The following is an 18,438-nucleotide window of genomic DNA, read 5'->3' as shown; positions in this document are numbered from 1 at the left end:
GCCATGATGATCTACCTGCAAAAGAGAGTAATAGATCAGAACGGCCGATCGCCGTCAAGCACTGAAAATAGCAAAATCAGGTGCGGAATGACGGCGCCAATCCTGACTGTGAGCTTGCCTGGGATGGAAATGATCACGGCCGCGAGGCGGCCGTGATGGAGTCAGGAACAGTGGTGCCCGGCCCGCTCATGAGGAGGGTTTGGGCTCCAGGGTCGCAGCGACCGACTTGGCCGCCGAGCCGGTGAGCAAGGGCTCACCAGGATAGAGCACCAACGCATCGGCCCGCAGACGGTCGGCCTCTTCGGCCCGCCCCAACGCATTGAGGGCGATCACCATGTTGGCGTAGATGTTGGCCCTGGGGGTATGGCGCACGAAGGCCTGCCCCCAGTCGAGGTAGGCTTCCAGCTCCGCCTTGTTGTTGGCCTGCAAACCCACCATCAGGCGCACCGCGTTGACGTCAAACTCCACCCGGGTCAACCAGGCCAGGGGATTGACGATGTCGAGCAACAGCGCCGGCTGCTTGTACCCTCCCCGTTCATACTTGGTCACCACCCAGGCGGTATGCAGGGCCGTCAGCATAAAGGGCACGACGATGAGGGGGATGGCTATGGCCGCGAAGCGCAGCAGCAGCCAGGGATGACAGACATACTCCCGCCAGTTGGCATGGGCCTGCTCCTCCACCTCCGCATCCAGCACATGAATGAGCAGCAGCAGCGCCCACCACAGGGCAATGGCGTGGTAGAAGGGATATTCGGTCTGGGTGTGCAGCAGTATGGGGATCACCAACGCCAATAGCGCCGACCCCTTGACCCAACCGGCCCGACCCAGTCGCCACAGCAAGCCCCCCCCCATCAGCGCCATGCCGAGCATGGGGGCCAGGCCGCCCTCCACCGCCCAGTAGAGGAATTCGTTGTGAGGGTGATCCAGGTTGTACTCGATCTGCACCATGGCGGGATTGAGGGCCTTGTCGGCCATGTAGTGCTGGAGGAATACGGACTCGAAACTGCCATAGCCCCAGCCGGTCCAGGGCGCTTCGGCGATCAGCTTGGCGGCATAGGGCCAGTAGATGGATCTCATACCGCCGGACTGATACATCTCCAGCCCCCGCCTGACCCCCGCCATCCAGAACTGGGATGCCAGCCCAAGCGTTATGCCCAGCGCAACCAGCCCCAGCACCCGGCCCAGTTGCCGCTCGCGATGCAACTGCGGCAGCAACAGGATCAGGGCCAAGGCGCCGCCCAGCTGACCCATCCGGGACTGCAGTACCACCAGCAGCAAGGATGTTGTCAGGATCACGCCATGACGCAGTCCCTTGAGCCAGGGATTGGCGTGCCCTCGCATCTGAAGCCATATCGCCAATGAAAAACCGGTCGCCATAAAGCTCGCCATCACATTGGCTTGCTGAAAGATGCCATAGGGACGATTGGCCCGGGTGTCGTAGCCTATCCAGTTGCCCGGCACCAACAGGTAGTACTGCACCAGGCCGAGCAGCGCCTCGATGGCCACCGCCCCCAGCAGCAGATAAAGCAACCGATCCCGTATCTGACGCTCTAGTTGCCACTGGTAAAGGCAGGCAAGAAACAGCAGACCGGCAAACAGCCCCAACAGGCGGGGGATGGCATAGTCCCTGAGCTCGAAGCCCGGATAGGCCATGGGCAGTAACATCAGCAAGCCGCCTAGCCACAGGACCGTCAGCAGTGGCGAGACCCTCAGCCGTTGGCTGAGAGTGACCTGCCACAGCCCCAGGGCCATGACCAGACTGGCGAAGATCCAGCCCCAGGCGTTGAAGGGCAGATAGAGACCGGCCCCGCCCGGGTTGTGCATGAAAAAGTGCATGCCCAGCAGCCAGTACAAGACCGACGTTCCCCAAAAAACCTTATGAACCAAACTGCAATCTCTTCCCATTTATGCCTCATATGCATAAAAAAGCCGTGACAGTGAAAACACTATCACGGCTCATCAGACTAACGAATCAATACCGAGAAGGGATTTACAACGGCAGGCGTTCTGTCATGTCATACAAGGTATGACTACGGCTGAGCATTTGCCCTCCATCCCTCGTCAAAGGAACCCATCCAATAGTTCCCTTGGATGTGGTGGGACGAATCAACATGAGATCAAAGGGAATCGTGATGTAAATGCCTTTTGTGAAACTGCCTTCCCCATACTCTTCAGCCGAAACATCCGTCAAGGTTGCGTATGCTCCCATCACAATCCCGGAATCAAAGCGCTTGGAGAAATCAAACGTGGCCCCCAGGTCACCAGCCAGATAACGCCCGACAGCTACCTTGGCAGTGACATTGTCCATGAAAGGCAACTGCCAATAGCCAGTCAAGTGACCCGTAGCAACGTCGTAATCAGCCATCTTCAGGGTGTTGTTCCAATCACGCTGCTTGACCCAGTTGGTATCCAGACCCAGAGCCCATGACTGACCGAAAGGACGATAAAGCACCTCTCCCCCGACACCGGCGTACATCATTTCCAGATAGCCGCCGTATGCCTGGCCGTACCACTCCTGACCAAATTGCTCCATATGTGTTAAGGAAAGTGCGAACAAGTATCCCACGAACAAAAAATGAAAATTTTAGTCATTTAATATCAATGGGTTACCAGTAAATGCTCTCGTGCCATATGACTTATTCGCACCTTCCCTAGTATTACTCAAAGGAGGCATCAATTGAACCTTCAATTTTGCCTCCCTGAATATTACTAATCCCTTATCTATCATCTGCAGCCGGATCAGGCTTTGGTTTTATCACCATAACTATATTGATAATATCCGTAATTACCGTAATAACTGCTGGCTTTCTTTTCTACCGCGTTGAGCAGAATACCCTTGATCACTACACCATTTTGCTCGAAGCGACGAATCGCCACTTCCACCTCTTTCACAGCCGTCATGGCAAAACGAGCCACCAACAAAGACGCCCCGACATGCTGGCCGACGATGGCCGCATCGGTGACCGCCAGGATCGGCGGGGAGTCGACGATGACAAAGTCGTAATGTTCGGCGGCCCAATCCAGCAGCGCTTTGAAGCGAGGATGCATCAGCAATTCTGAGGGGTTAGGTGGCACTGCGCCACGACAAACAAAATCGAGCCCGTCAAAGCCAGTCTTGCTGATCACCTGCATCATCTCGCTTTGACCCGCCAGATAGGCGCTCAAGCCAGCCCCCATCTCTTGCCCCATGACTTTTTGCATATAGCCCTTGCGCAAGTCCGCATCGATGACCAGTACCTTCTTGCCCCCCATGGCCAAGGTGGCAGCAAAGTTGGTCGATACGAAGGTTTTACCGAGATCAGGGCCAGGACCCGAGATCATGACGATGTTGTTTTTGGCCTCCATCATGGCGAAATGCAGGCTGGTACGCAGACTGCGCAGCGACTCTATCGCCAGGTCGGCCGGATTACGGGCGGCCAGCAAGGCTTCATTGAGTGGCATCGCCTGGCGCCGCTTTTTCTTCTGTTGCTGCTCTATCTTGGCCTGATCTTCGGAATAGGGAATAGTGGCGTAGACGGACAGCCCCATCTCTTCCAACTGTTCGGGTCTCTCGACACCCCGGTGGAATGCAGCGCGCACCAAGATAAGGCCCACTGACAACATGCCTCCAAGCAGCGTCGCCAGCACCACGATCAGCGGCTTCTTCGGCTTCACAGCACGGGTTTCGACTGCCGCATCATCGATGATACGCACATTGCCGATGGTCCCCGCCTTCATGATATTGAGCTCTTGCTGCTTGTTGAGCAGCTGGACGAAGATCTCCTGTCCCACTTGCACATCACGGGTCAATCGCAAGATGTCCTGCTGGGTTTTCGGCAAGCGCTTGATCGACTTGTTGATGTTGTTCTTGGTGTTGATCAGAGTCTGGCGCTTCTCCATCAAGGCGATATAGGCCGGATGCTGACGGGTATAGAGCTGTTGCAGCTCGGCTTCACGGAAGGTCAACTCATTGAGCTGTTTCTCAATCCCGACCATGGTGTCCAGTGCCGCTTTCGCTTCGAGCGACAGATCAACCGACTCGTTCTGTTGACGATACGCATTGAGCAGATCTTCCGAACGGTTCAAGTCATCTTTGACCTGGGGCAGATGGGTCTGCAGGAAATCCAGGCTCTTCTGGGCTTCTTCGGTCTTGCGCAGCACGTTCTGCTGGAGATAGTTCTGGCTGATGTTATCGAGCACAGCACGAATGCGCCCCTTGTCTTCCCCTTCCAGCGCCAGGGAGATGATCCCGGTATTCTTGCCCTTCTCGCTAACTTGGAGACCACTTTGTAATTCGGCAATCACATCAAGTACAGGCTTTTTGGCCAACGTGAAAACTTGCCCCTCATAAGCGGCCACATCAGACAAGAGCAGTGTTACATCTTCGTTCTGAAGCAATTTACCCACCTGACCTTCCAGCAGCCGGCCTTTCACCTCCAAGGTAAAACGGTTTTCTCCGGTCAAGGTCAAGGTGAAGGGAGTACCAATCAGCTCGGGCGCCACCTCGAAACGACTAATCGCCATCTTGGGATAGGGCTGGCCCATCAGGCGAGACACACCACGGCCAACCAGCGGGAAGAAATCGGGGGTCACCACGGTATCAAGATGGAGCTCTTGCACTGTCCGGCCAAGCACCATGCGCGAGGTCAAGAGTTCTATCTCGGCGGCGGCATCAGCCTGTTCGCCACCCAGCACATCGGCCATGTCACCGAGAAGAGCTGTGCCGCTGGCCTTTTTTTCCACTTGCAGCAGGGCATTGGCCTTGAAGACTGGTGTCACCAGCAAGGCGTAAGCAACACCCATCATCATAAAGAAGCAGGTGATACTCACAATCCACCAACGGCCATCGATCAGGTAGCCCAGCAGGCGTCCCAGATCGATCTCATCGTTCTCCACCGCGGCATTGTTTTGCCGGGACGAAACAGAAGAAGTCGTCATTACACAGAGTCCATTTTTATTGTCAGATAAACCCGAACACAGGCACAGGCTGTGGTTACAGTTTTTTTACCCAGGCATCGGCCCCACGCACCAACAGTTGGTAAACGTGCTCGTAGGCTTCCCGGCTGAGGCGATAGGGATCTGGCACCTCGCACTCCCCCAGCCAATGGCCAAAGAGCATGGTCTTGCCGCGGGCGCCAGGATCAATGGCGGTCACGGCGGAAATATGCCCTCTCTCCATGACAAGGATGAGATCGGCCTCCTGGCACAACGCGCGGTTAAGCTGACGCGCAACATGCCCCTCCAGAGAAACCCCATGTTGCAGGGCTACGTCGTTAGCGACCTGATCAGCAGGCTTGTCGACCAGTGCACTCACTCCGGCAGAACGGATATCACGGCCGGGCAAACGCTCCCGCAGCAGACGCTCACCCGTCGGGGAACGACATATATTGCCCACACACACGACGAGAATTTTCTCAAACATATTACTGTCACTCTTTCATCTTCAACCCGATGCCAACGGCCCCGAGTCAATATCCATTGAGCGTTACCAGTTGCGAACCCGCAACATGCCTTCCGTCAACTCGTTAAAGCCAGTGATGGAGGGAACCAGTTGACTCAACACGCGGTTCCAGCGCGTCACAGGTGCGGTAGTCACATACACAACGTCATAGGGTTGCAACGCAAACTCCGTCCCCATCACCAGTGCAGTGGCGTCACTCAAATCAAGTTGATAGATGGCGGCTTTCTGCTGTGACTTGCCTGCCGGGCGTAATACGAAAATACCTGTGGCATTGGCAGCATTCTGGTTCAAGCCCTCGGCACTGCTCAGGGCTTCCGTCAGGCTCATTCCCTCACGACCAATGGTCAAGGTTGAAGCCTTGTTGACTTCCCCCATGACAAACACTTTCTGGGCATCATTGCGCGGCACATAGAGCATGTCGCCATCGCGCATCAACTGATTGTGAGAGAGGTCGCCATACTGCAAGAGATCCTGCAGCGACAGCGGGTATTCCTTGCCTTGGCGAGTCAGGACCACATGATGCCAATCTGCCGTCGGGCTCAAGCCCCCGGCCAGATTGAAGGCATCGAGCAGCGTCATCGGCACATTGGTGATGGGCTGCGCGCCAGGTTTGGCTACTTCGCCGGAGATGTAGACCTTCTGGGAGCGGAAAGCGGCAATGCTGACATCGACCTGTGGGCTTTCAATAAACTGAGCCAACCGCTTGGCAATATCCACACGGATTTCAGATACCGTTTTTCCCACCACGGCGACCTTGCCGATATAGGGGTAGAAGATGGAGCCATCCGCATGTACCCAGTTACCCGCCTCGCTCGCGCTGCGGTAGGAGCCGGCAGGAATGGTCAACTGCGGGTGATCCCACACCGTCACATTGAGGATGTCGCCAACCCCGATACGGTACTCATAACTGCTGATCTGGCGATTGAGCTCAGGGTTGGCCTTGCCCACCACAGGCGCCTTGCGCAACTCGCTGACCAGTGCTGGCGTCACCGGGTAGACATCGGCCAGTTGATCAACATCAATCGTTCCGGTGATGACCTCGGTCTTGCCGCTGGTTGAAAGATTGGTACCCGGCACCACAGTGCATGCACTGAGCAGAGCCATAGCCGACAACAGAGGGATGAGCTGAATCCTTTTCACTTCCACACCTTATTTTAAGCTTGCTTTCAAGAACTTACTGGAAAAATCACCGTATAATAGCGGAGATCAGGGAAAATAATGAAGAGTATTTATTTTTAAGATCGACTCAGTCGTCTAGGGCAATTAAAATTTCACTATAAGTGACTGATTTAAATAGCAAAAATCGCATGATAAGTTAGGGAGGGGGCGAATAAGCGGGGAAATTCTTCTCGGCTGACTCAGTCATTTCATTTCTTCATGTTTGAGCCGATTTTTTCTCCCGTAAATGCTGTAATGACCCAGCCGTTCCTGCACAACTAAGCGGCTTCGGCATAGGCCTGCGCCGGTGTTTTCATCTTTAGCGCCTGGTGAGGACGCTTCTGGTTGTAAAACTGGATCCAGTCGCCAATCACCCGACTGGCATGCTGCAAGGTCTCGAACCTCTGCCGATGGGCACACTGCTCCTTGAGCGTTCTGATCACCCGCTCGACCATGCCGTTTTGTTCCGGCGTGTACGGCGTGATGAACTCCTGCTGCAACCCATAGCTCTTCACCAGTGCTGTGTAGTTGCGGCTGGTAAACACCAACCCATTGTCGCTACGTAACAAAAACGGCGATGCAACTCGTCCCAAGCTGCCGAAGCGAGCAATTAAGGCTTGCTCCAGCGCTGCCTCGGCCGTTTTCGATTTACCACTGCGCGAGAGATGCCATCCCAGTAGTTCACGGGTATGGCAATCAATCACCAGCGCCAAGGAACACCAGCCATCGCGACCAGCCCAGATCCGGCATAGGTCCGTCGCCCAGCGTTGGTTGGGCGCTGAGGCCACCGAAGGCAGGGCCTGGATCCGGGGGCGAAACCCAACCGGACGCTTGCGAACTTGCCAGCCCTTGAGCTGGAAGATGCGCTGTACCGTGTTCTTGTTGAACCCCAACAGGGCTGCAACCGTCCGGTAACCGAACGATGGGTTCTCCTCAATCATGTTTTTGATCGGGGTGACCAGATGCTCCTGAAGCTTGGGCGCGGCCTTGACGCTGCGGTAGTACCAACTACGACGCGGCAGGCCAAACCAGCGGCAGAGCTTGCTGACGGAGACATCAATACCTTCTGCGCGTAATCCCTGCTGAACATCGGCGACTATCTGTCGTCCTCGCCCAGCAGGGAGGCCAGCTTTTTTCTGGCGCGTAACTCCAGCATGGCCTCGCCATAAGCTTCCTGGAGTTCCTTGAGCTGCTTCTCGTACTGCTCGCGAATATCCAGTGGCTTGGCCCGTAAGGCGTTTTCCATGCCCCGTTTGGCGTCATCTACCCATTCTTCAATCTCGGAGGGCGGCAAATCAAAGGCTCGAGCCGCTTCAGCGACGGTGGTCTTGCCCTGAATGATTTCCATGACCAAGGCGGACTTGCGCTTGGCCGTCCAACGTTTGATTTCTTCGTCCATCGTGATGCTCATGTCTGTGATCTCCACTCATTATGACCTGAGCAGGATTTCAGTGGGTCATTACAGGTTTGCCCTGATGAGTGCGCTGTTCATTGACCCAGCACAGCAACGCTTCAAGCAAGGTATCGATGACAATGCAGCGCAGAATGCGGGCAACCGTGTGACGCCGCGGGATGCCGTTGGCAAAGGGGCGATGCTGACGCAGCCAATCGATCTTTGAATCGCCATAGGTTTCGATGTCATTCCAGCCCTCGGCACCACTCATGATGGCACTGATGACAAGGAACATGACATCAACCAGGTTATGTTTACGATTGATCTCAGAGCGAGTTTCTTCGACAAGGGTAAGGTGTTCAATCAACGTCATAGCGCGTGCCTCCTGCATGGAGACGCGATTAGATCACAGACGATCTGCCTGTTCAAATTTCATTAACAAAGTGCGATCCCGCCCTGACTGTTGGGGAGCTGTTAACGCATAACCTACACCCACAGCGGCGAATAACACCGTAATCAGCAGAATTAGCACCTTCCCACGCCACAGGACCTGGATCAGCTCACGCAGATCGATCTCGTCACCGGAAGAGGCTTGCCAACCCTGAGGCAGTTGGCTGTCTGAATTCTCGAATACCTGTTTGTTCATAATGGGCTCTAAAGATGAGGTGATCGCCAGAAAGGGGCCTGACGATCTTTGTCAGACAAAATCAGGGGGGTATTTTCCATAAGCGGCCAGGTAATGGCCAGCGTGGGATCAGCCCAGTTGAGCGTTCGCTCAAATTCAGGACAGTAATAGTCGGTGCACTTGTAGAGCACCGTTGCCATCTCGCTTAGCACATAGAAGCCGTGGGCAAAGCCGGGGGGGATCCAGAGCGACAGGGGTTCGTCTGCGTCAAGGTATTGCCCCACCCACTGACCATAGCTACTGCTGCCCCGGCGCAAATCGACCGCCACATCGAAGATGGTACCAGAGATAACCTGCACCAGCTTACCCTGTGGTCGTTCGACCTGATAATGCAGACCGCGCAGCGTCCCTTGGCGGGAGCGGCTCAGATTGTCCTGCACGAAACAAATATCGTTGCAGCCGTCAACACCGTGACCACTGAAATAAGCGGCAAACTCCTGCTGGCGAAACAGCTCCATAAAACTGCCACGCTCGTCGGCATACTGCCGATGCTTGATTAACACCACATCGGGAATAGCCAGAGAAATAAATTCCATCGCACTGACTCTGTGTATTGAATTATCTATCTCCCGCTTCACTCTGCTACGCCCAGAAGCCGTTGCAGCGTCTCTTCAACCCCCTCACACCAGTGAGGCAGACTGAGACCGAAAGCGTCACGAAACTTGGCCATATCGAGGCGGGAGTTGAGTGGTCGCCTGGCTGCGGTGGGATAGGCGTGAGTCGGCACGGCATTGAGTTCGCTTATCTTTAGCTCTCTCCCCCATTTTCTGGCCTCGGCAAAGATAAAGCGGGCATAGTCGTACCAGCTGGTCTCCCCCATCGCCGTCACATGATAGAGCCCGCATAACGTCGGATTGACCAACGTTTGCTCAATTGCCCTCAGGGTCACCCTGGCCAGCATGGCAGCCGAAGTGGGCGCCCCTATCTGATCGCAGACCACGGAGAGAGAAGCCTGCTCCTGCCCCAAGCGCAGCATGGTTTTCACAAAATTGTGCCGATAGGGGCTGTGCAGCCAGCTGGTACGCAGGATCAGATGACGGCAACCGCTGGCCTGAATGGCCTGCTCCCCTTGCCACTTGCTCAATCCATAGACATTAAGAGGAGCCGGCCTGTCTTCTTCTCGCCAAGGCCTGTCGCCACCGCCATCGAAGACATAGTCGGTAGAAAAGTGCACCAGCAGGGCACCAACCCGCCTTGCTGCATCGGCTAATGTTGCCACAGCTTGCGCGTTGATCTTATAGGCCAACTCAGGCTCGCTCTCCGCCTGATCGACTTGGGTATAGGCGGCGGCATTGATAATCACATCAGGCTTAACCAAGCAAATAAACGCCATTAATGTGCAGCGATCGACAAGGCTGCACTCATCTCTATCTGGCGCAATCAGTTGCCAGCCCAAGTTCTCGGATGACAACTCAGTGGAAAGGGCCCGTCCCAACTGGCCACGAGCCCCCAATAGCAAGATCCGCACTCTGCTTACCGCGCACCAAAACCAGTCAGGATGGTACGGATGGTCTTAAACACGATAAGCACGTCAAGCCAGAGGGAGAAGTGCTTGATGTAGTAAAAATCGTGCTCGATCTTGATGCGGGTGTCGTCGGCGTCGGCTGCATATCCATGTACCACTTGCGCCCAACCGCTAATTCCCGGCCGCACTATGTGGCGATACATATAGAAAGGGATCTCCCGCTCAAATTGATCGACAAAGGTACGTTGTTCTGGTCTTGGTCCAATCAGACTCATATCCCCTTTGAGTACGTTGAAGAACTGCGGCAGTTCATCGATACGCAACTTGCGGATCACCTTGCCCACCCGGGTTACACGCATATCCCCCGCTTGAGCAAACTGTGCCCCCGCCTTTTCCGAATCCTTGCACATGCTGCGGAACTTATAGATACAAAAATCCTTATTACCTTTGCCAACCCTGTTCTGCAAAAACATCACCGGCCCTGGACTTTCCAGCTTAATCAGGATGGCGGTGGTCAGCATAATGGGAGAAACCAGCGGGATGGCAATCAATGCAGCCAGAATATCCATCCCTCGTTTGATAAGCGTATATATGGGAGATGGCAGCAAGGAACCAAGCTGGTTTTCATGCAGATGATCGATCTTCACTCTACCGGTAAGTGCCTCACTAATCTGCTTGATGTGGTAGACGGGAATATGCGCCAAAGCGCAGCGAGCCAAGAAACGTTCCCACTCTCCAGCCAATCTGTCATCCCGCAGATCGGCAACTACCGCATCAAAACGTACGGCCCCCAGATCCGGTTTGTCCAGCAAACGCCACTGCACGCTGGAGTGCCTGGTCAAGGCCTGGTAGTCACCAAAGGGCAACAAGGCATACTTGGGAGTTCGGTAGCGGCGACCGATAAAGTAGACCAGCCAGCAGCAGAGCAGGGCCACCACATACGATTCGAACAACACCTGACGGCTGTAAGGCAGGCGCAGGAAGAAGAGAATACCGACCAGGGTACCATAAAGGGCGGTCACCGTGGGGATCATATAGGCTACGGGACTCGCGCCCGGATAGCGCAGGAAGCGATGCAACACTATTCCAGTCAGCAGGAAAGCGGTAAAGGCTCCACTCAGAGTATTAATCCTTACCGCATCAAGATAGATCCAAAATCCCCAACCCCAGCGCTCTATGGCTGGCAGGCAGACTGCAAGCAAGGCTCCCAAGAAAAACAGGGAAGGAGGACTGAACAATACACGCTCATACCAGCGTGAGTGACGGCGTTGATAACTCAATGTATTACCCCATGAGCTTAAAGTTTGTGCACATTGCTTTCCAAAAGCGATTTTAAATCTATTTTCTCAAATAACCAAGGCACTGATTCACAATGGACCTCGCTCCTTCCACACTATCTGACTCGGCATAACAGCGGAGCTCTGGTGCATTGCCTGAAGGTCGAAGATGCAATACGTCTCCTCCGACAAATAAAATTCTCAAGCCATCTGTTTGATCAACCGACATTATTTCAAACTCATCAAAATGCAATTTCAGCATCAGTCTGGCAATATCAGTTTGTCCCAGCTCGATTATTTCTCTGCTTTCCTCTCTGGGAAAGTCTTTGAGCCGGTCGGAACAGGTAAATCTGTTGGGCAGCGCCTCAACCAATGCTGATATTCTGGAAGTGCGTGAGCTTACAAACAATATCAAAGCCGGTAATACAGCATCCCGCGTTGGCAAAGGAGCCAAGGTTTGCCCATTGAACGTCACTTCACTACCAAGCAAGAATCCACCATTGGCCTCAAAACCAGCCACGGATCCATATTGAGCATTCAATATCGGAAATACTTCCAGAACATAGGGTGAGCCGATTTTGGTATGGGTCACATTGGCGAATTTTCCGGATGCACTGACGGCAGTATTGCAACTGACAGGAATAGCAACTGCTTCAATACCCAGATTGGCTGCACAGAGCAGTCCCAATATGTCACCTCTCAACCAGTTGCCTGACTCGTCAGCCACCAAAGGCCTGTCACCATCACCATCTGTCGAGAAAATCGCATCGAGATTATATTCATGGGACCATTGTCTTGCCTTCTCTTGATCAGCCTCGGAAACGGCTTCTGTATCGATGGGAACAAAAGTCTCGGTTCGCTCAAGAGAAATGACCTCGGCCCCCAATGTGGCAAAGAGCACAGCATAGAGGTCACGGCCCGCACTCGAGTGCTCATAGATACCAAGGCGCATACCAGTGAGCGGTGCATGCTGGAACAGCGATGTATAGCGCGTGATGTAAGCTTCGGCTGCATCATTTTTTGCACCCAGGCTCACCAGATTGTCTGCAACGCAAAAGGCTTCTTCTGCCGAGATAATCGCAAGTTCGTCACCCTTGGTTATCTCGCCATCGGGACGATAAAATTTAAGCCCGTTGCGATCAAATGGAATATGGCTGCCGGTCACCATGATGCAGGGAATACCATCATTCATTGCTTTGTAAGCCAACGCTGGTGTCGGGATAACGCCATAATAGACAGGCTCCAATCCCATTGCCTCGATGGCCGTTGCACAGGCCATTGCCATATCATAACTGCTTGGTCTGTTATCGATGGCAAGCGCAACCTGATTGAAGCAATAAGAAGCTCTCATCACGGCAACGAAGGCACTGGTAAATGCAAAACACACAGGTACTGTAAAATCGGTCACAAGACCTCGTGCACCACTGGTACCAAATTCAATACCACTATGCTTGATCACGTCACGGCTCACAAGATAATCTTTTTTCATCATTTTTCACCCCCATCAACTCGGCCATATTTATCACTAAAACGAATGATATCATCCTCATCGAGATATTTTCCGGAGCGGATTTCGATCAACTCCAGGTCAACCTTGCCCGGGTTTTCAAGGGAGTGTATTGCACCTATTGGAATAAATGTGGATTCGTTTTCGGTGATCAGAAACTCACGTTCAGCATTCGTCACCTTCGCAGTACCTGAAACCACGATCCAGTGCTCTGCTCTGTGGTGATGCATTTGCGTTGATAGACGCTCACCAGGTCTTATCAAGATTTTTTTGACCTGATATCCATTACCATCATCGATAGAGTCGCATTGCCCCCATGGTCGATACACTTTTCTGTGAGTTTGATATTCTATGCGCTCACGATGCTTCAACTCTTCGACAATAAGTTTGACATCCTGCACCTTATCCCTATGAGAAACGAGGATGGCATCTTTAGTCTGGATAATTACAAGGTCTTCTATACCAATAGTAGAGATCAGGGCTGATTCCGCAGAGATATAATTATTCGCACTTTGCTTAGTTATTACATCACCTTGGCAAACATTACCATGCATATCTTTATCAGAAATATCCCATAATGACGACCATGAACCTACATCATTCCAACCCGCATCCATTGGAATGACAACAGCATCAGTAGTTTTCTCCATAATAGCATAATCGATTGAATCACTAGGGCATTTAGCAAATTCAGCAGCATTTACACGAACAAAGTCCAGATCACTTTTTATATCATTCATTGATGCAATACAAGCGTCATAAATATCTTGGCGTGATGCCTTTAATTCAGATAAATAACGACGAGCCTTAAACATAAACATACCACTATTCCAATAGTACTCACCACTATCTAAATAAGACTTGGCAGTCTCCAAATTTGGCTTTTCTACAAACTTATTTACTGAGTAAGCAGGCTCAATAATCTCTGAATTACTTATCAGGCAACCTCGGTGGATATAACCATAACCTGTCTCAGGAGCATCTGGAACAATACCAAATGTTACCAATTTACCGGCATTAGCAAACGGTATGGCATGATTAATGGATGTGATAAATGCCTGATGATCTTTTATTGAATGATCTGCAGCCAAGACCAACAAAATAGGATCAACTTTTTCATCACACTCCTTTAGACTCTGAATTGCAGCTAATGCAATAGCAGGTGCTGTATTACGTCCAACAGGTTCGAGAATTATATTTCCAGAAAGAATATTGAGTTGACGGAGTTGTTCTGCAACATGAAAACGATGATCCTCATTGCATATAACAATAGGAGGAAAATGCGGTAAATTCTCTAAACGAGAGATTGTGTCCTGCAGCATTGTGCCATCACCATTAAGGCATATGAACTGCTTGGGAAATTGCGCTCTTGATAAAGGCCATAATCTAGTACCTGAGCCGCCAGCCAATATAACTGGTAAAATGCTATTATTACTCACAAATAATCCCACCTAATCTATCAAATACAACTGAGTCATCAAAATAGTTATCAACTCGCATAATAGCCGCTTTGCTATACACGTCATGTAAAGATTCATTCTCTAAAATATTACGTATAGCATTTTTCAGTTCATCGAAGTTCTTCGGTTCAACCGTTAATCCAGTTTCACCATCGAGACTAACCCATGGAACACCAGATTTAAGATTTGTATTGATAACCGGAGTACCAAGAGCCATAGCCTCTAGCTGCGTAATGCCAAAAGCTTCAGAGATTTCAACCGATGGAAAGATGAAGCATCGAGAACACTTCACTAATATATATTTCTCTTGTTCAGTTAGAAACCTGTTAATAAAGACCACATTATCTAATGCATTCTTATCCAAAGCCTTCTTGACATATCCTTCATACTCTCCTCTCCCGGCAATCACAACTCTTGGATTAAATCCCTCATTTTTCAGAGAAATAAGAGCATCGATTAGCACATCGACACCTTTGTAATAACAAAGACGACCAAAAAAAAGCCCATCAATGATATCATATTTAGATAATTCCGGTATAGTCCTACAGGTAGTAGTTTCCGAAACCAGATCACGAATTTTCTTTGCATTGATTGATAGAGGCAATACCACACACTTATCTTTAACATGCATTAAGCTTTTCGAGTAAAGCAACATAAGGGGAGATGTCACTAATATCTTATGCGCTTTTTTCAAACTGAAATTTAGTAATGGTGATAATATCTTCTTTGCAAAACCCTGTTTTACTATATCGCTATGCCAAACCAAAAACACCTTCTTTTTAATGAAGGATACAAAAAACCATGACAGATCAACCAAGGGGAAGGGAAGATGTAAAAATATTATATTACATCTCAAATAAAAGAATATAAAATAGAAAGGAAACGTCAATGATATAGGCATTGATAAAAATGTACCCAATGAGGAACAACGAATGACTCTAACATTGTTTATATAATCAATATTGCCTTTAATTTTAAATTTTTTGTGCACACATAAAACTGTCACTTTATGTTCGTTAGCAAGAAACTCACTATATTGTTGGCACACAGTTTCCACACCACCAACATCAGGGGAATAATATTTGTTTACCTGAAGAATTCTCATTATCTAATCTCTTTTAAAAACGCACCAACGCTATCATCCCATGAAAACAAGCTTAATATTTTATGATATTGCAACTCATCACGCTTTTCTTTTAATAGCTCGATTAGATTACGATCAAAATCATCAAAGCTATAAGGATCAAAATAATGAATACTATCACCAGCTAACTCATAAAAAACGTCAATTCTAGAAGCAATTATTGGCAACTCAAATAGCATTGCCTCAAATAGTGGTAAACCAAAACCTTCATATAGACTAGGATAGACAAATGCTATCGCGTTAGAATAAATTTCTGCGAGTCTCTCATCAGAGACAAAGCCAGTAAATATAACTGAAGATTGAAGGGCTTTATTTATACTATCTCCTGTCTTGAATCCTTCAGATTGCCCAACGATAACCAAATCGTAATCGCGACTCAACGTACTTTCAGAGGAAAAAAAGTCAACAAATTTTATTATGTTTTTGTGTGGTTTAATATTTCCAACACAAAGGAGATATGGTCTAGAATGATAATTACTATTACAGTGCAAAGATTTTTTTTTGCCGAACCGCCTAGAAACTCCATTATATATTACTGCAACCTTTCTCATTAAATATTTCGGATACAGTGCAGCCATCTCTTTCATTGTAAACTTAGATATAGCGATGACGCGATCTGAGATGATCATTTGAAATAATAATATCAACCAATATGATAAAGCAGTGATAGAACCAAAGTACTTCCACATTTTTACTGGGCAAACATCATGCACCGTAGATATGCATCTAGCCTTAATATTTAATGGTGGAATCGCGAGTGCTGGCATAAAAAAAATGACATCCTTTGTCACTATATTTCTCATAAAAAATAAATTACGCCATGAGTAACGCGAGAAGTTCACGCAATGCACCTTATTCACTCTTATACAGAGATTATTAAAACGAGGTAATTGCTGCTCCAATAGAATCACTTCAACAATGACATTGTCTTTTTTTGAGAGCGAAAATAACATCTCTCTTATATATACACCTATACCTGAGTCAAATATACACCTAGCATCTATGATTATTTTCGTCATACTTAGCCACACAAAAATTTAAATTTCCCACAGAAATCACCATCAAAATATTTTATACTTTAGATAGGCAATAAAACAACGGATGTGCCGTAAAACACCAGCACTGTATCTAAGTATCATTGCTCTTTGTCTAAATGTGTTACGCTCACTTTCTAGACTGCTGGTGAATTTAACATATTGCTCAGTAACAACTATGGGCATTAAATGTGCTATTTTTAAGCCTTTTTGGGAGAATTGAAACCAGTCGTCAGATGTATAAATACAATCAGAATTAATTTCAACTAACTTCCTAGCCCCTTCTTTTGAAATAGAATAGCTTACAGTGCCACACTTCCAATTTTTATAAGGTATACCAAGCTTGTAACCTTTATATTTCAGCACTTTAAAAAGAGGGCGAAAAAATTGTATTTTGCTCTTTAATTCTTCATCTACTTTTGAATACCCTAATATTATGACATCAAAATCATTATGAAAAAAACGTAAAGCAGACTCAATATCTTTAAACCTATCAAGGTCAATTGATGCATCATCCTCCATAAAAATCCGGTATGGCTCATTACTGTCAAGCAGCCTCAGACACATCAAGATATGCCCTAAGGCACAACATCTCTCCCCTCCAGTTAACAACGAACTTGATTTTTTTATGTTTTCTGGTAGCGATGCTGGAGTGATTGCATCAACAAAATTAAAAAAAACAATGTCGTTTAAGATAGCAAGTTGTTCACTTATTGACTCCCGCCTGTCAACATCAGATATTCGAGATAGGATATCTATTTTTATCATAATTCACCCTTAATGCGTCAAATATAAAGAAAACAAAAAATGGTATAACCATGAAATATGATGCCATACCTAAACGATTTGCCAGTACATCATTACTATAAAACAAAGCCAAGAGCATTGATGACAACAAGTATAAGTAAATTACTTTACCACAAAATACACTTCTAACTTTGTCAATAGATACATATAATATTAAAAGAGAAATAAATATTATCATCGTAGAATACAAGGACAAAGTAGTTTTTATCTCACCCTGATCATAGAGATAAAAACCTAATTTAGCCGAATATATGTCTTTGATAATTGATGGGATTGGTAATATATCACTGGTTAAAAAGTGTATTAGAAGTGATGCAGCATCTGTTTTTAGAAAAACATTTATCGTCAGAATACATATTATTGAAAATATGAACTTTCTAGAATTTACGAAGCCAACCCCTACCCCAAGTATAGCTAAAAGCCAAAACACAGAACCAAAATGAGAAAATAGCATGCAGATAACAAAAATGCTCTTTACTATTCTGGAACGAAACTGCATCGCGAGAAAACAAAAAAATAAACTCAATGACTGCCTAGCCAAAAAAATCATTGAATTTAAAAATGGAGGAATACAAAATGACACAAAAAATATACAAACAACCAGCACCCCCTTTTTCTTAAGATTATCAGACCAACTTAAAATAACCCAGCCCCATAACAACAATCTGAAAAAAGTAAAGTCATAATAAGAAAGGCCACAGTAATTAGCCAGACTCATAAGTAATGGAAGAAAAACTTCACTACCAAAAGGATAAGGCTCATAGCCTATCTGTTGATATACATCATAGTAATTTTTCACATCTCCAATCAAAGCTTGGTTATAGGAATACCATGCACAGGCAGGTATGTATATAGCATATAGCAAAATAACTCTAAAAAAACTATTATACACTGCGCACTTCCTTTTATCATATTGACTAACTATATATTTTAATATGCATATATCGGCATTTAATTCACACTACCTAAGGAAGGTGCGAACAAGTCCCTGATCATGTACAGAACCTTAAGCGGCAAGCGAATTAATAATACCGTCTAACGTGTTGTTTTGCTTGGATTTTCTCTGCC

At 48.5% G+C, this 18,438-nt stretch carries 17 protein-coding genes and 1 pseudogene; all 18 read right to left on the bottom strand.

Features of this window, described 5'->3' with window-relative positions; translation table 11 throughout:
• Positions 1-186: 186 nt before the first annotated feature.
• Complete coding sequence (locus tag PG896_RS18145) at positions 187-1,905, bottom strand: PglL family O-oligosaccharyltransferase (RefSeq protein WP_244813014.1); 1,719 nt, start codon at positions 1,903-1,905, stop codon at positions 187-189.
• 85 nt (positions 1,906-1,990) lie between these two features.
• Positions 1,991-2,557, bottom strand: coding sequence for a YjbH domain-containing protein (locus PG896_RS18140; RefSeq protein WP_270836038.1), 567 nt, complete (start codon positions 2,555-2,557; stop codon positions 1,991-1,993).
• A 182-nt stretch (positions 2,558-2,739) separates the two neighbouring features.
• A complete protein-coding gene (locus tag PG896_RS18135; RefSeq protein ID WP_270836037.1) occupies positions 2,740-4,917 on the bottom strand; it encodes a polysaccharide biosynthesis tyrosine autokinase in 2,178 nt (725 codons plus the stop codon).
• A 55-nt stretch (positions 4,918-4,972) separates the two neighbouring features.
• Complete coding sequence (locus tag PG896_RS18130) at positions 4,973-5,401, bottom strand: arsenate reductase/protein-tyrosine-phosphatase family protein (RefSeq protein ID WP_201872823.1); 429 nt, start codon at positions 5,399-5,401, stop codon at positions 4,973-4,975.
• Positions 5,402-5,464: 63 nt separating this feature from the next.
• Complete coding sequence (locus PG896_RS18125) at positions 5,465-6,580, bottom strand: polysaccharide export protein (RefSeq protein ID WP_270836036.1); 1,116 nt, start codon at positions 6,578-6,580, stop codon at positions 5,465-5,467.
• Positions 6,581-6,876: 296 nt separating this feature from the next.
• The gene (locus tag PG896_RS18120; RefSeq protein ID WP_223936907.1) at positions 6,877-7,659 is read right to left on the bottom strand and encodes an IS3 family transposase; all 783 of its coding nucleotides are present in this window, start codon (positions 7,657-7,659) and stop codon (positions 6,877-6,879) included.
• Positions 7,660-7,694: 35 nt separating this feature from the next.
• On the bottom strand, positions 7,695-8,009 hold the full coding sequence (locus tag PG896_RS18115; RefSeq protein WP_039026396.1) for a transposase: 315 nt from the start codon (positions 8,007-8,009) through the stop codon (positions 7,695-7,697).
• 46 nt (positions 8,010-8,055) lie between these two features.
• Positions 8,056-8,364 (bottom strand): annotated as a pseudogene (locus tag PG896_RS18110) (ISAs1 family transposase); the annotation flags it as partial.
• Positions 8,365-8,397: 33 nt separating this feature from the next.
• Entirely contained in the window at positions 8,398-8,637 is a 240-nt protein-coding gene (locus PG896_RS18105; RefSeq protein WP_333563603.1) for a Wzz/FepE/Etk N-terminal domain-containing protein, read from the bottom strand.
• Between the two features lie 8 nt (positions 8,638-8,645).
• Entirely contained in the window at positions 8,646-9,212 is a 567-nt protein-coding gene (gene rfbC / locus PG896_RS18100; RefSeq protein WP_270836035.1) for a dTDP-4-dehydrorhamnose 3,5-epimerase, read from the bottom strand.
• A 38-nt stretch (positions 9,213-9,250) separates the two neighbouring features.
• Positions 9,251-10,144 carry a dTDP-4-dehydrorhamnose reductase gene (rfbD, locus tag PG896_RS18095; protein WP_270836034.1) on the bottom strand — a complete coding sequence of 298 codons (894 nt, stop codon included), beginning with the start codon at positions 10,142-10,144 and terminating at the stop codon, positions 9,251-9,253.
• Positions 10,145-10,149: 5 nt separating this feature from the next.
• Complete coding sequence (locus tag PG896_RS18090; protein ID WP_270836033.1) at positions 10,150-11,421, bottom strand: sugar transferase; 1,272 nt, start codon at positions 11,419-11,421, stop codon at positions 10,150-10,152.
• A 58-nt stretch (positions 11,422-11,479) separates the two neighbouring features.
• Positions 11,480-12,907, bottom strand: coding sequence for a phosphomannomutase (locus PG896_RS18085; protein ID WP_333563604.1), 1,428 nt, complete (start codon positions 12,905-12,907; stop codon positions 11,480-11,482).
• Positions 12,907-14,364, bottom strand: a complete 1,458-nt coding sequence (locus PG896_RS18080; RefSeq protein ID WP_270836031.1) for a mannose-1-phosphate guanylyltransferase/mannose-6-phosphate isomerase — start codon at positions 14,362-14,364, stop codon at positions 12,907-12,909. The genes PG896_RS18085 and PG896_RS18080 overlap by 1 nt, the downstream gene beginning before the upstream one ends.
• Complete coding sequence (locus PG896_RS18075; RefSeq protein WP_270836030.1) at positions 14,357-15,490, bottom strand: glycosyltransferase; 1,134 nt, start codon at positions 15,488-15,490, stop codon at positions 14,357-14,359. The genes PG896_RS18080 and PG896_RS18075 overlap by 8 nt, the downstream gene beginning before the upstream one ends.
• Positions 15,490-16,548: a glycosyltransferase family 4 protein gene (locus PG896_RS18070; protein WP_270836029.1), complete on the bottom strand. Its 1,059-nt coding sequence runs from the start codon at positions 16,546-16,548 to the stop codon at positions 15,490-15,492. Before PG896_RS18070 ends, PG896_RS18075 begins: the two co-directional genes overlap by 1 nt.
• 42 nt (positions 16,549-16,590) lie before the next feature.
• Entirely contained in the window at positions 16,591-17,331 is a 741-nt protein-coding gene (locus tag PG896_RS18065) for a glycosyltransferase family 25 protein (protein WP_270836028.1), read from the bottom strand.
• Entirely contained in the window at positions 17,297-18,262 is a 966-nt protein-coding gene (locus PG896_RS18060; RefSeq protein ID WP_270836027.1) for an EpsG family protein, read from the bottom strand. The genes PG896_RS18065 and PG896_RS18060 overlap by 35 nt, the downstream gene beginning before the upstream one ends.
• Between the last annotated feature and the right edge of the window lie 176 nt (positions 18,263-18,438).

Origin of the sequence: Aeromonas sp. QDB30, assembly GCF_027707645.1 — a bacterium.
GTDB lineage: Bacteria > Pseudomonadota > Gammaproteobacteria > Enterobacterales > Aeromonadaceae > Aeromonas > Aeromonas caviae.
This window is presented reverse-complemented; position numbering and strand designations above follow the sequence as displayed.

What these genes read in the sequence shown, in the direction of transcription:
- PG896_RS18145 (WP_244813014.1), bottom strand. Translation starts at nt 1,905, where the DNA reads ATGGGAAGAGATTGCAGTTTGGTTCATAAGGTTTTTTGGGGAACGTCG.
- PG896_RS18135 (WP_270836037.1), bottom strand. Translation starts at nt 4,917, where the DNA reads ATGACGACTTCTTCTGTTTCGTCCCGGCAAAACAATGCCGCGGTGGAG.
- PG896_RS18130 (WP_201872823.1), bottom strand. Translation starts at nt 5,401, where the DNA reads ATGTTTGAGAAAATTCTCGTCGTGTGTGTGGGCAATATATGTCGTTCC.
- PG896_RS18115 (WP_039026396.1), bottom strand. Translation starts at nt 8,009, where the DNA reads ATGAGCATCACGATGGACGAAGAAATCAAACGTTGGACGGCCAAGCGC.
- PG896_RS18105 (WP_333563603.1), bottom strand. Translation starts at nt 8,637, where the DNA reads ATGAACAAACAGGTATTCGAGAATTCAGACAGCCAACTGCCTCAGGGT.
- rfbC (WP_270836035.1), bottom strand. Translation starts at nt 9,212, where the DNA reads ATGGAATTTATTTCTCTGGCTATTCCCGATGTGGTGTTAATCAAGCAT.
- PG896_RS18085 (WP_333563604.1), bottom strand. Translation starts at nt 12,907, where the DNA reads ATGAAAAAAGATTATCTTGTGAGCCGTGACGTGATCAAGCATAGTGGT.
- PG896_RS18075 (WP_270836030.1), bottom strand. Translation starts at nt 15,490, where the DNA reads ATGAGAATTCTTCAGGTAAACAAATATTATTCCCCTGATGTTGGTGGT.
- PG896_RS18070 (WP_270836029.1), bottom strand. Translation starts at nt 16,548, where the DNA reads ATGACGAAAATAATCATAGATGCTAGGTGTATATTTGACTCAGGTATA.
- PG896_RS18065 (WP_270836028.1), bottom strand. Translation starts at nt 17,331, where the DNA reads ATGATAAAAATAGATATCCTATCTCGAATATCTGATGTTGACAGGCGG.